Raw genomic sequence first — 13781 nt, forward strand, 5'->3', positions numbered from 1 at the left:
TTTGAATAAAAAAATTTACTTAAGAACGTGAAAAATAAAGAATGAGTGAAGGCTTATAAATGAAAAAACCTATCATCGCAGGAAAAATATCCAAAGATCCTAGCTTGCTCGCAAAAATAAAGAGGCAAACTGGAACTAATAGTTGCAATTTTGATACACCTGATGATTCTTTACCAAGTTTTCCTATACTTTTGGCAAGCAAACGTAGGTAAAAAATGCCTGCAATTGCACCTATAAAAATACTAAAACCAAAAGTAAAGCCAAGAAAAATTCCAGTTATTGATGCTAATAATGTAGAAACAATAAAAGTAATTCCAAAAATTGTTAATTGCAATTTTGTGTATTCATCATTTTGGGAAAGCAAATGATCTATTTGATTGGCAAAGCCAGATTTACTTTCTTTGATGATCGAATTATTCAGGGATTGAGGAAATTGAACATTCTCATTAGAAGGATGCTCAAGTTTTTTTCTATTTGAGTCCACTGATGTGAACATAGTTTAGAAACCCCTCTGAATGGTTTTAAGTAAGTATATAAACTCACGGAATCTATCACGGAGAGGTCCCTTTTAGCTAGTTTTTTTTTATAAAAAATTAATTCTTAAGATTTTTGATGAATCTGTAGGGCATTTTTTTCTTTATTATTCAAAAATAAAAATTATGAAAAGTAATCTTTTTAAATGCGTTAACACTTTAAAACTTTAATAAAAGACTTGGCAAAATCTCAATTAAACGTATCAATAGTAAATATACATCTAAAAAATTGGAGATAAGTCAAGAAAAAAGAAAATATAAAAGAATTTCTAAAAGAAAAAAAACCTTTAGTTCTAATTACAAAAAAAATTCCAGCAATTTAACAGAGTCTATATTTCCCTTACCTTGGGCGATATGGCCTTATGAAGCAAAAATCCTCATTGTCATCATTGGAATTTGGTCAATATTAGGAATATGCATACTAGGATCATCAAGTTGGTATGTGGCTAGTAGGGAAATGGGAAATTGGGCTTACTTCTTAAAAAAACAGATCATTTGGACAATTCCAGGAATTGGTTTATTTTATTTCGTACTTAATACAAAAATTAAAAATCTTTTAAAGTTTTCAAGAATTATTTTTTATATTTTATTTTTTTTGATTTTCCTTACCAATCTTAATGGAATTACAGTTAATGGATCTTCAAGATGGCTAGTGCTTGGCAATTTACGTCTGCAGCCATCTGAATTAATTAAACCTTTTCTAATTCTAGAAGCTTCTAATCTTTTCGCACATTGGAATCTAGTAAAGAATGATAAAAAATTAATTTCAATTATTACCTTTGGTTTATTAATTTTATTAATACTTAAACAGCCTAATTTAAGTACTGCATCATTAACTGGAATTCTTCTTTGGGTAATGGGTTTATGTGGAGGAGTAAAACTTAGCTCTCTATGCTCATTTGCTTCAATAGGATTAATTACTGGATGTATCAGCATTCTTAATAACGAATATCAAAAACTGAGAGTTACTTCATTTATAAATCCTTGGAAAGATCAACAAGAAAATGGATTTCAATTGGTTCAAAGTTTATTAGCTATAGGTTCAGGTGGTCTTTTTGGACAAGGTTTTGGACTGTCGATACAAAAATTACAGTATCTTCCGTTCACGTATACAGATTTTATTTTTGCAATTTTTGCGGAAGAATTTGGTTTATTAGGGTGTACTTTATTCTTAGGATTTTTAGCAGTATTTTCTTATATAAGCCTAAGAATTAGTCTTAAGTGTAGGAACAACTATACAAAATTAGTTGCTATCGGATGTAGTGTGTTGTTGACAGGTCAATCAATAATGCATATTTCTGTAGCAACAGGTTCAATGCCTACTACAGGGTTACCACTACCTTTCATTAGTTATGGTGGCAATTCATTAATAGCGTCTTTTTTTATTGCAGGGATGTTAGTTAGATGTTCATTAGAGTCAACAGGATTCATTGGTATGATTAGTACACGAAAGACTTTTAATTAGTTAGAATTTAAAGGATTAAATTCAAGCTATCGAATCATTTAATTTAGTTATTTCAGAATTATCTCAAAAGGGTAATCTGCTTATGCAGAATGGTCTTATTAGTCCTGGTCCATTTACTATATTTTTGGTATTCAGCGCAGGACTTCTAACAAGTCTTGGGCCATGTTCATTATCATTACTTCCAGTGACAATTGCTTATATAGGCGGAACAGAAAAAAATAAATTTAAACTTATTAGTTTTTCAGGAGGTGTAGTTTTTTCGCTTGTTGCACTGGGGGCTGCAAGTGGATTCTTAGGTAAAATATATGGGCAAATTCCATCTTATTACACTTCATTTGTTGCCCTAATAGCAATAATAATGGGTTTAAATTTATTAGGAATTCTAAAGTTTCAATTTCCTAATGGACCTGATATAAAAATAGTTGAAAATAAAATACCACCATTTATAGCGCCTTTTGCCATAGGTACTACTTTTGGACTAGCTTCTTCACCTTGCATTACTCCAGTTTTAGCAACTCTTTTAGCTTGGGTATCGCAAGCTAAAAACCCGATAATATCTACTATTTTTTTATTTTTCTTTGGGATAGGCCAAGTAACCCCATTAATCATTGCAGGAGCTACTGCAGAAAACTTAAAGCAATTTTTAGCTCTCAGAAAATTTAGTCAAATAATTCCAACTTTAAGTGGGATATTTTTAGTTTCCCTAGGGTTATTAAATTTATTTTCAAATTGGATTTAAATGATTATTTTTAAGAATCTAATTTTAAAAATATCAAGTTTAAGATTCGCTATATCGCTGATAATCTTCATTGCTATTACCAGTGGAATAGGTACTTTTATACCTCAAGGTAGTAATAATAAATTCTATATTGATAATTTCAATAGAGCTCCCATTTTTGGATTTTTAGATGGAGAAAAAGTCTTAAAACTTCAATTGGATCATATATATACAAGCTTTTGGTTTTTATTTACATTAATTCTTCTTTGCATTTCTCTGGCAGCTTGTAGTTTCAGGAGGCAAATTCCTTCATTAAAAGCTTCATTAAAATGGATTGAATATAAGAGCGAAAAAAAATTTAGCAAACTGCAACTTACTACAAGTCATCCAATCAATCAAAATGGAGAACATATATCAAAAGTAGATTTATTACTTAAAAAAAAAGGATGGAAAACATACAAATTTAATAGTCATATTTCTGCAAGAAAGGGGTTAATTGGAAAAATCGGTCCTTTAGTTGTACATATCGGATTAATAGTCTTACTTATAGGTTCAGCATATGGAAGTTTTACAAGTCAATCAAAAGAACAATATTTACTGCCTGGTGAAACTTTAGATCTTGTTAATGAGAGCACAAACTCAAAAGCCAATGTAAAATTAATCGACTTTTCTATAGAACGTGAAAGTGATGGTGTGCCCAAACAGTTTATTTCAAAATTAAATTTTTCTTCTGAAGACCTAAATTTAAATGAAATAAAAACAACCAAAGTTAATCACCCAATCAGGTTTAAAGGATTAACTATTTATCAAGCAGATTGGGCAATATCAAATGTTGTTTTAGAAATAGATAATCTCCTTTATCAATTACAATTAAAGGAGATTCCAGAAATCGGTAATCAAGTTTGGGGAGTTTTAGTTGAATTAGGATCGGAGACTAAAAAAAATTTCCTTTTAACAATAGATAATGAAAATGGTCCACTTAAAATTTCGAATATAGAAAATTTTTCCGGGAATAATCTCTATATCAATGACAACCCTTTAGAAGTTAACTCTTCAAAAGTATCTCTGAAAAAAATAATCCCCAGTAGTGGATTAATAATTAAAAATGATCCGTCTATACCATTTATTTACTTTTCTTTTATCTTAATAATTTTTGGAACAATAATAAGTCTTATACCAACTAACCAATTATGGATTCTGGTAAATAAAGAATCACAAAAGTTATCTATTGGAGGCCTTAGTAATAAAAATCTAGTTGGTTTTAAAAAAGAATTTTCTAAATTATCAGACGAAATAAAAAATTTTTAATTTCTTTTCTGACCACTAAAAATATCTAACTGCATAGAAACATTACCTCTGGGGTTAAATGCAGCATTTAAATGTATCCAGTGAGGTGAACCTTCATTCACTAAATCATCCATAATTCTATTAACAACTTCCTCATGTGATATTTTTATATCCCTAAAATTATTAATATAAAGTTTTAAAGACTTCAACTCATAGACTTTCAAATTAGGTTGATAAATAATATTTAGCTTTGCAAAATCTGGATAACCAGAAAAGGGGCACTTACATGTAAATTCAGGCAACTGAATAGAAATTTCATAAATTCTTTTCTTATTTGGATTATCGAAACAAATTATTTTTGATTCTTCAATAATTCTTTCACCATATAGAGGTCTTTGAGTCGAATCTTCTAATTTAGCTGTATTCATTTTTAGTAGAATTTTTTTACTAAACCTATATAAAAACTATATATAAAGATAAAAATGCGCAAAAGTATCAACAAATCTAAGTATTACAATTGAATAAGCCAAAAGATGTTAAATCTTATTTTTGTATCAACTGTAACATTCATAATGTCCACCGAAAGGTTTATATGTGTTTAGTTCAATGAAAAATTAATGGACATTTGTTTGATAACTATCGATAACAATTTAAATAAATCCCTTCAACCAAAAACTGCAATTGGAATGTTATGGCTTCAAACACACTTTGAGAATGATCAGTGGGAAGCGTTGTCAAATAGTACAGTAATAATTTCCGAAGAAAATTCCCAACTATTAATTGAAGACGCCAAGAATGCCGGCCTTAATGTTGAATGTTTGTCTGATATTTCAATGTTGGATGTTTTCCCAAAAAACAATTAAAATAGGAATGTTCAATCTTTAATCATGAAGAAAATTGAAGCAATCATACGTCCATTTAAGCTGGAGGATGTAAAAATTGCATTAGTGAATTCCGGCATTGTTGGAATGACAGTTAGTGAAGTTAGAGGTTTTGGAAGGCAAAAAGGACAAGTTGAAAGATATAGAGGTTCCGAATTTACTGTTGAATTCCTTCAAAAACTTAAAGTAGAAGTTGTCGTAGATGATGAAAAGGTTAATTCAGTCATAGATGCGATTGCTGAAGCAGCAAAAACTGGAGAGATAGGTGACGGAAAAATATTCATCACATCAATTGATTCAGTTGTAAGAATTAGAACTGGCGACAAAGACGAAGAAGCTCTTTAATTCAAAGTTAATTCAAAGAGTTTCTTTTACTAAATTTTGTATATATTCACTATTAATACTTTTATTTGGTTGACTTCCTAAGGTCATCCAAGCCAGATATTCATGATTCCCAGCAGGACCTACAAGAGGAGAAGCTATCAAATTCTTTATATTCCATTGGAAATTCCTAGCAGCATAGATAACAGACTCTATAGCCTCAGTATGGAATTTAGGATTGCGAACAACACCTCCTTTACTGACTTTATCTTTACCTACCTCAAATTGGGGTTTAATTAAAAATATTCCCTCAATACAATCACCTTCTAATAAATTACCAATAGATTTAAAAATTAACTTTAATGAAATAAAAGATAAATCAGCAACAACAAAATTTGGTAATTCATTACTTCTAGATAAAAGATCATCAGGTTTTAAATTTCGAATATTAGTTCGTTCAAAAAGTATAACTTTTGGGTTATTTCTAATCTTCCATGCAGTTTGTCCATAACCAACATCTATCCCATAAACTAACTTTGCGCCTTGTTGCAATAAACAATCAGTAAATCCCCCAGTAGAGATTCCTGCGTCAATACATATTTTGTCTTTTACTTTAATTTCAAGTTTTTTAAATGCCTCCAATAATTTTTCGCCGCCCCTTGATACAAACATAGGCGCGGAATCAATAAAAAACTCAGATCCAATTAATACTTGTTGTCCAGGTTTATCCAATACTTTCCCATTGATATCTCTAACCTTGCCCGCAAGAATTAAACCTTGGGCTTTTTGACGAGTTTCACATAAACCTTTATTTAGAAGATAAAGATCTAATCTACTTTTTTTAACCATATATTAAATAATAAAAAAACTGAATAATGAACTTCTATGAGATTAAGATCCAAATTCTTTAATACCTTTCAATTTTAAGTAAGAACTAAAAAAATACCCATGATTAACGAATGAATATATGCAAACATTTTTTATATTTAAGCTTTCTTTTTTAGCCAGAAAATGTTACATAGGAAAATAATAATCAGTCAAATATGTTCAATGGCAAGTACATCTTTAAAGGTATAGGGCAATAATTCGATTTTGTTATAAAGTTTAAATTGATAATAAATAAAAATTGTGATCGAGCGTTACACATTACCCGAAATGGGGAAAATCTGGACTGAAAGCTCAAAATTCCAGAGTTGGCTTAAGGTTGAAATAGCTGCATGTGAAGCAAATTTTTCCCTCGGAAAAATCCCTGAGAATGCCATGAAAGAGATACGTTCAAATGCAAAGTTTGATGAATCTAGAATTACAGAAATTGAGAAAGAAGTTAAACATGATGTCATAGCATTTCTTACAAGCGTTAATGAATTTGTAGGAGATTCAGGAAGATACATACATGTTGGTATGACCAGTAGTGATGTACTTGATACTGGCTTATCTCTTCAGTTAGTAGATTCTTGCGAATTGTTATTAGAAGAAATAGAGAACCTAGAAAATGAGATCAGATTATTAGCAAGGAAGCATAAAAATACATTAATGATTGGCAGATCTCATGCAATTCATGGGGAGCCAATTTCCTTCGGTTTTAAACTTGCTGGATGGTTAGCAGAAATAATAAGGAACAAAAAAAGATTGTTAACTCTGAAAGATTCTGTAGCGATTGGACAAATAAGTGGTGCAATGGGAACTTACGCTAATACGAATCCTAAAGTAGAACAAATAACTTGTAATTTGCTCGGCTTAAAACCTGATACAGCAAGTACGCAGGTTATATCGAGAGACAGACATGCAGAATATGTGCAAACTATTGCACTAGTTGGCGCTTCTTTAGATAGATTCGCAACTGAAATAAGAAATTTACAAAGAACTGATGTTTTAGAAGTTGAAGAGGGCTTTACAAAAGGGCAAAAAGGAAGTTCTGCCATGCCTCATAAAAGAAATCCTATTCGAAGTGAAAGAGTAAGTGGTTTAGCAAGAATTTTGAGGAGTTACGTCTTAACAGCACTTGAAAATGTTCCACTTTGGCATGAAAGAGATATAAGCCATAGTTCAAATGAACGTATCATGCTACCTGACGTATCAATCTGCTTGCATTTTATGCTCAGGGAAATGCAAGATATAGTAAGCAATTTAGAAGTTTATCCAGAAAATATGCTCAAAAATTTAAATATATATGGTGGTGTAATCTTTAGTCAGAAAGTTTTACTTTTGCTTGTAAAGAAGGGCTTGTCTAGAGAAAAAGCTTATAGCTTAGTACAAAAAAATGCGCATCAGGCCTGGAATACTCAGAATGGGAATTTCAAACAAAATATAGAGAGAGATAATGAAATTATGGATTTTATTGATCAAAGTGACTTAGAAGAATGTTTTAATCCTTCAATTCATCTTGATAATTTAAGTGTAATATGGGAGAAGTTAGGTATCTAAGATTACTGAAAACCTTATCTAAGTTAAACCAGTGTTTTCAGAGGAATAATGACCAAAAACTTTAGGATTGAAAAAGATAGTATGGGAACAATAGAGGTTCCCATGGAAGCTTTGTGGGGTGCTCAAACACAAAGATCGATAATAAATTTTTCTATTGGAGAAGAATTAATTCCAATTGAGTTAATTTATTCACTAACCCTCATAAAAAAAGCTGCTTCAATTGCGAATTACAATTTAGGTTTAATAAATAAAAGGAAAAAAGATTTGATTGTAGAGGCATGTAAGGAAATACTTGATGGGCTTCACGATTCACAGTTTCCCTTAAAGGTTTGGCAAACAGGTAGTGGCACGCAAACAAATATGAATGTTAATGAGGTAATTTCAAATATTGCAGCTTTAAAAACTAATTCAGAGCTTGGTAGTCATCAACCTATTCATCCGAATGATGATGTAAATAAATCTCAGTCAACTAATGACACTTTTCCTGCTGCTATCCAAATATCTGTTGTTAATGAAATTATCAAAAATTTAGTTCCAACGATCAGAGAACTTACTAGGGTCCTTGATAAAAAAAGTGAAGAATGGAAAGACCTTATAAAGATTGGAAGAACCCATTTTCAAGATGCAGTTCCCCTTACCTTTGGGCAAGAAATATCAGGATGGTCAGAGCAACTTAAAGATGCTGAGAATGCAATTATTATGAGTCTGAATGAATTGTATTTCTTACCTCTGGGAGGAACTGCGGTTGGTACTGGGATTAATTGTCCAAAAGGATTTTGTGAAGAGTCTATAAAATTAATTTCCGATGATACTAATCTAATTTTCTATAAATCAAAAAATAATTTTTCTATCATGGCCTCGCATGATCGTCTTGCTCAAGTAATGAGTCAGATAAAAATATTAGCAGGTGCATTATTTAAAATTTCAAATGATATAAAAATTCTATCTTCTGGTCCAAGATCAGGAATATATGAACTAATTATTCCTCAAAATGAACCTGGCAGTTCTATTATGCCGGGTAAAGTTAATCCAACTCAATGCGAAGCCTTATCAATGGTTTGTACTCAGATAATGGGTCTTGAATATGCAGTCTCAATGGCAAATTCTAGCGGCACTTTACAGATGAATGAATATAAGCCTCTTATTGGATTTAATATTCTCACAAGTTTAAAATTACTTAAAAATGTAATAAAAAACTTCAGAATAAAATTAGTTGATGGGATGGAACCTAATCAAAAGAGAATGAAGTTAAATTTAGAAAATTCACTAATGTTGGTTACAGCCATAGTGCCAAAAGTTGGCTATGAAAAAGCAGCTGAAATTGCAAATCTTGCCTTCAAAGAATCATTAAATTTAAAAGAGGCAACAGTTAAATTAGGTTATTTAAACGAAGATGAATTTGATGAAGCAATGCATATCAATTCAATGATTTGATTAAAAAAATTTAAAAATTATTGTCGATTCTTTTTGTTGCAGGATTAATATCTTCAAAGACTTTTATAAGATCATTAGATTCAGAAACAGGAAAACGATTAATAGCTTTTAATGCTAGCTTAGCTTTGCTTTTTAATTTATTACTAACACCAATACAGTATTGCACTTGAGAAAGGACATCAATTGATCTTCTAATAATCCTCACTACATCACCTTCGTCTAATGAAGTATTAAAAACCAAATCTTTCCATTTTTTTCCTTTTGCCCATTCAGAAATAATTCCAGTCAACTCTGTTTCTAAATAGATAGGAGTTTCAATATGAAACTTATTTTGTTGAAAAGAGACTAATTTTCTTAAACCATCTAATTCATTAAAAACATCTATTACCTTTAAAGATGGCTTGAAATTACACCAAAGATTAGGCCTCTTTATCTCAACACATATAGCTTGAATAATTGCAGCTAACTCAGGAGGATCTAAATCGTCTAAATAACCACTAATTAAAACAAGACCAATCCATAATTCATTTTCACTTCTTATTGCACCAACTGTTTGTCCAACTTCTGTCAATTCCAAATCATTTAAACAACCAAAATGATTCAAAATTTTAATCAAATCAGTAAAAGTTCTCCAGTTATGATTTTCTTTATCCTCAAGAAGTTTTTTTCTAATATTTATTTCTTGTTCAACATCAATAATTCTTTTTCTATATTTCTTTAATTTCTTGGAGTCTCCAAATCTGTGTGCAGGATGATCAGTCACTGTTTCTTCTAAATTATTAATTTGTTGCTTTTGTGACAAAACCTCCGTTGTCAAATCATATTGTGGAGTTTGTAAATCATTTTTTTTAGAAACTTCTAAAATTCGATCCGCATAACACTGCGACATATCATCTCCCCTAAATACCTCTCCAGAAAAATACATCTTTGGCACTTCAATTCCTAAGACATCAATTGCATCCAAATCATTAAAGATACTTACTATGTGTGAGGGTTTTATAAGAATAAATAAATTATCAATTGTCAAACACAATAAACTCTTAATTCTTTTGGATTCATATATTTTCTTGCAAATTAATCCTGGAACAATTTTTCTTTTAATTTGGGGAGCTTTGATTGAAATTAAGCTTCCATCTTTAATATATGGAAGTGCCTTGGTTATCTCTTCTGATAATTTTTCTGCTGATTGTTTTTCTAAAATTTTTAAGAGTCTTCTCTCTTCTTTAAGACGATTTTTTAACTTTTCGTATGCATCAAAATCTTTCCATGAAACGTTAGATGTAATTTTTTTTAACTCAATTAAATCCTTATCTAAATTTTCAAGAATTATATTCTCACCTGATGATTCACCTAAATATAAAAAACTACCAAAACTTCTTTTAATTAATTCTTTAGACTTCTCTAAAGTATAACTTTGTAAAAGATTAAGTACCATTCCATAGCTTGGAGTGAATTGACTTTCTAAAGCATTTGGTTTGCTTATAGCCAGTGCACTTGCTTCTTTGGCACCTTCGAATCTTGTTTGTAATGTAACAACATATCCCTGGGTATCTTTTCCTCTTCTTCCAGCTCTTCCTGACATTTGCAAAAATTCACTGCTAAATAATAATCTATGACCATCTTCTGTCCTTTTTGATAAAGAAGAAATAACAGTTGTTCTTGCGGGCATATTTATTCCTGCAGCAAGAGTTTCAGTTGCAAAAACAACTTTTATTAAACCTTGCTGAAATAATTCCTCAACCAATTCTTTCCATGCAGGCAATAATCCAGCATGATGAGATGCAATACCACGTTTTAATGCCTCACATTGAGATTTATCTTGAATTGCTGCCTGATTATTTTTAAGATAAACATCTAATTTTTGGGATATCATACTTGCTTCTGAATAACTTACTAAAGTTAAATCTTTTATATTCTCAATAGCCTTGTCACATCCTCTTCTACTAAAAATAAAATAAATAGCTGGCAACATATTTCGTTCAGCTAGTTTCGAAATCACAAAGCCAATTGAGGGAGACTTTGGTTGCATTATCCTGCCCACTTTTCCTCTTATTTTCTGCCCTTTAGGAGCTCTCCAAATCTTACAGTTTGGATGAATTCCATTACCCTTATTATTTAAAAGTGGATGGAGGCCTTTAAAACTACAAAAAATAAATTCAAGTGGGACTGGTCTCTTATCACTATTAATTAGTACTGTGGGCCCATGAACTTTTTCTATCCAATTTTGCAATTGATCTGCATTAGCTATTGTTGCTGATAAAGCTATTATTTGAGTTCTAGTAGGGCAATGGATTATAGTTTCTTCCCAAACTGTACCTCTTTGGGGGTCATTCATATAATGACATTCATCAAGAATTACAGATTCTAAATTTTCTAAGGGATCATCAAATTCATCAAATTCGCCATAAAGCATGTTCCTAAAAATCTCAGTCGTCATTACTAAGATTTCTGCTTCTCTATTTATGCTTATATCTCCAGTTAAAAGACCAACTTTATTCTCACCATATTGATTAGCAAAATCTCTAAACTTTTGGTTTGATAGGGCCTTTAAAGGTGTTGTATAAAAAACTCTGCTGTCATGAGATAAGCCTCTATAGATAGCAAATTCACCTATCAATGTTTTACCCGAACCTGTTGGTGCTGTTAAAACAACAGAATTTCCGCTATTAATAGCTCGTATTGCTTCTAATTGGAAATCATCTAGCGGAAAGGGGAAATATTCCTCTAAATTAAGCAATAATTGTGATTGAAGAGAGGATGAGTTAACTTCTTAATATATGATCTATATAGATATTAATAAACAAAAAATACCTTGCAAACTTTAATAGTAAATCTAAATCTTTTTAATTAAATCCAATATATTTTATTTTGCCAAAATGAAAAAATCAAAAATTCCAAAAAATAGAATCCGTAAATTAAAAACATTTTCTTTAGGTAAAAAATCCTTCGAACTTCTAAGTGTAAATTCGCAAAATAAAAAACTTATAGACTTATGCAGTAATGATTATTTTGGATTAAGCAGGGACAAGGATTTAATAAAAGCTTCTTACGAAATAAGCTTGTTAGAAGGCATTGGTTCAGGAAGCTCTAGGTTTATTACAGGTTCAAGACCAATACATAAATTATTAGAAACAGAACTTGCCAAGTGGCTTGATCAAGAGAAAGTATTACTTTTCCCAAGCGGATTTCAAGCAAATATAGCCGCTATCCAGGCTTTAGCAAACAGAAATAGTATCGTAATAGCAGATAAATTGATCCATAACTCTTTATTGGTTGGAGTCAAAGCTGCTCAAGCAAAACTAGTTCGATTCTCACACAATAATTTAGAAGATTTAGAAGATAAAATTATTAAATCTAACCCCACAAAAAATTCCATTTTAGTTGTTGTTGAATCTCTTTATAGCATGGAGGGATCAATTGCTCCGCTCAGAGAAATAACGGAAATTTGCAAAAAAAATAGTGTTCAATTATTAGTGGACGAAGCTCATGCAATTGGGATCTTGGGTCCTGAAGGCAGGGGTTTGAGTTTTAATTGTCGTTCAGATATAACTATGATTACTGGAACTTTTGGAAAAGCATTTGGAAGCGGTGGAGCTTTCATAGCTTCCAATTCAGAAATTGGAGAATATCTTATCCAAACAAGTGGTGCATTTAGGTATACAACCGCACTTGCGCCATCTTTGGCTGCTGGGGCACTAGAAGGTTTAAAAAAAATTTTAGAAAATAAAGAATGGGGTAATGATTTGTTATCTTCTGCGAATGTATGGAAAGATGAAATTATTAGAAATTTTAGTTTTCCAGTTCAGGGAGATTCTCACATTTTATCAATTATTGTTGGCCAAGAAGAGAAAGCAATTTATCTACAAAAATATCTCGAAGAAAATGGGTTTTTAGCAATCGCGATAAGACCTCCAACTGTTCCAGTGGGGCAATCAAGAATCAGAATAACAATACGAAGAAACTTAGATTTTAATCTGCTAAATAATTTCATCGCAGTATTAAAAGAGTTTAAATGAAACAAATTATTACTCAACATGGGTGGGGACTAAATAAATATTTCTGGGATGATTATAAAGTTGATTTTTTAAATAATAATTGGCATTGGCAAGATAATGAAAGGGGCTATTTTTCGGCAAATAATTATCAAGCTAAATGGATTAAAAGCGAATCTAAAAAAGAAATCAGAATGACTTTATGCCATTCATTTGGTTTTCATTTAATGCCAAAAAAAATTTTAAAAAAAGCAACTCATATTGTTCTTATAAATTCTTTTAATAATTTTCTTCCTTTAAGTAATAAGAGAAACTTTATTTTGAGGTCTCTAAAAAGAATGGAAACAAAAATCATAAAAGATGAACCTAAGGATATGTTGAAAGAATTTATATACAGATCATTTATGCCAAATCATATAAATAATAGTTTTAAAAATATCTTTTATAAAAGTCTAGAGAGTTTAAATAAAACTCTTCTTTTAAGTGATTTAAAAGAACTTTACATCAATAGAGATTTTCCAGTATTTTTAAGAAAAGATTGCAAAATTATTTTTATAAAATCAGAAAATGATTTGATTCTTGACAACGAATCAAATAATAACTTTTTAGATTCCTTAAATAAAACACTTGAAAGGAAGCCAATTTTAATTAAATTAGCTCAACAAGGTCATTGCTTGAATAATTTAAATTTATACGAGATCTTACTTAATACACTTAACGATTGAA

The 13781-nt window shown here is 30.6% G+C and carries 13 protein-coding genes; 9 read left to right on the plus strand and 4 right to left on the minus strand.

The annotated features are described in order from the left end of the window. Window positions 1–19: 19 nt before the first annotated feature. Window positions 20–496: a hypothetical protein gene (locus tag AMO19_RS02870; protein ID WP_075507263.1), complete on the minus strand. Its 477-nt coding sequence runs from the start codon at window positions 494–496 to the stop codon at window positions 20–22. A 266-nt stretch (window positions 497–762) separates the two neighbouring features. Here AMO19_RS02870 and AMO19_RS02875 point away from each other — a divergent pair, with 266 nt between their 5' ends. The 3 genes from AMO19_RS02875 (at window position 763) to AMO19_RS02885 (ending at window position 4024) form a co-directional block, all read left to right on the plus strand. After that, window positions 763–1998, plus strand: a complete 1236-nt coding sequence (locus tag AMO19_RS02875) for an FtsW/RodA/SpoVE family cell cycle protein (RefSeq protein ID WP_075507264.1) — start codon at window positions 763–765, stop codon at window positions 1996–1998. Window positions 1999–2080: 82 nt separating this feature from the next. Then, the gene (locus AMO19_RS02880; RefSeq protein ID WP_075507265.1) at window positions 2081–2737 is read left to right on the plus strand and encodes a cytochrome c biogenesis protein CcdA; all 657 of its coding nucleotides are present in this window, start codon (window positions 2081–2083) and stop codon (window positions 2735–2737) included. Beyond that, the gene (locus AMO19_RS02885) at window positions 2738–4024 is read left to right on the plus strand and encodes a cytochrome c biogenesis protein ResB (RefSeq protein WP_075507266.1); all 1287 of its coding nucleotides are present in this window, start codon (window positions 2738–2740) and stop codon (window positions 4022–4024) included. On the opposite strand, the gene queF is transcribed toward AMO19_RS02885, so the two are convergent. Beyond that, window positions 4021–4431 carry a preQ(1) synthase gene (gene queF / locus AMO19_RS02890; RefSeq protein ID WP_025882341.1) on the minus strand — a complete coding sequence of 137 codons (411 nt, stop codon included), beginning with the start codon at window positions 4429–4431 and terminating at the stop codon, window positions 4021–4023. The genes AMO19_RS02885 and queF overlap by 4 nt on opposite strands. 189 nt (window positions 4432–4620) lie before the next feature. Here queF and AMO19_RS02895 point away from each other — a divergent pair, with 189 nt between their 5' ends. Beyond that, window positions 4621–4866 (plus strand): hypothetical protein, encoded by a 246-nt coding sequence (locus tag AMO19_RS02895; RefSeq protein WP_025923532.1) that lies wholly within the window; start codon window positions 4621–4623, stop codon window positions 4864–4866. A gap of 24 nt (window positions 4867–4890) precedes the next feature. Continuing rightward, entirely contained in the window at window positions 4891–5229 is a 339-nt protein-coding gene (locus AMO19_RS02900) for a P-II family nitrogen regulator (protein WP_075507267.1), read from the plus strand. Between the two features lie 12 nt (window positions 5230–5241). Here AMO19_RS02900 and AMO19_RS02905 read toward each other — a convergent pair whose 3' ends face one another. After that, window positions 5242–6054, minus strand: coding sequence for a TlyA family RNA methyltransferase (locus AMO19_RS02905; protein ID WP_075507268.1), 813 nt, complete (start codon window positions 6052–6054; stop codon window positions 5242–5244). Window positions 6055–6333: 279 nt separating this feature from the next. On the opposite strand from AMO19_RS02905, the gene purB reads away from it, so the two are divergent. Both purB and AMO19_RS02915 read left to right on the plus strand, forming a co-directional pair. Further along, window positions 6334–7629: an adenylosuccinate lyase gene (gene purB, locus AMO19_RS02910; RefSeq protein ID WP_075507269.1), complete on the plus strand. Its 1296-nt coding sequence runs from the start codon at window positions 6334–6336 to the stop codon at window positions 7627–7629. Between the two features lie 48 nt (window positions 7630–7677). Further along, window positions 7678–9063 carry a class II fumarate hydratase gene (locus tag AMO19_RS02915; RefSeq protein WP_075507270.1) on the plus strand — a complete coding sequence of 462 codons (1386 nt, stop codon included), beginning with the start codon at window positions 7678–7680 and terminating at the stop codon, window positions 9061–9063. 10 nt (window positions 9064–9073) lie between these two features. On the opposite strand, the gene AMO19_RS02920 is transcribed toward AMO19_RS02915, so the two are convergent. Continuing rightward, window positions 9074–11800 (minus strand): DEAD/DEAH box helicase, encoded by a 2727-nt coding sequence (locus AMO19_RS02920; RefSeq protein ID WP_075507271.1) that lies wholly within the window; start codon window positions 11798–11800, stop codon window positions 9074–9076. Window positions 11801–11939: 139 nt separating this feature from the next. On the opposite strand from AMO19_RS02920, the gene AMO19_RS02925 reads away from it, so the two are divergent. Next, window positions 11940–13079 carry an aminotransferase class I/II-fold pyridoxal phosphate-dependent enzyme gene (locus AMO19_RS02925; protein WP_075507272.1) on the plus strand — a complete coding sequence of 380 codons (1140 nt, stop codon included), beginning with the start codon at window positions 11940–11942 and terminating at the stop codon, window positions 13077–13079. Beyond that, entirely contained in the window at window positions 13076–13780 is a 705-nt protein-coding gene (locus tag AMO19_RS02930; RefSeq protein ID WP_075507273.1) for a hypothetical protein, read from the plus strand. Before AMO19_RS02925 ends, AMO19_RS02930 begins: the two co-directional genes overlap by 4 nt. Window position 13781: the final 1 nt, after the last annotated feature.

Source organism: Prochlorococcus marinus (assembly GCF_001180245.1).
Taxonomy (GTDB): Bacteria; Cyanobacteriota; Cyanobacteriia; order PCC-6307; family Cyanobiaceae; genus Prochlorococcus_A; species Prochlorococcus_A marinus_F.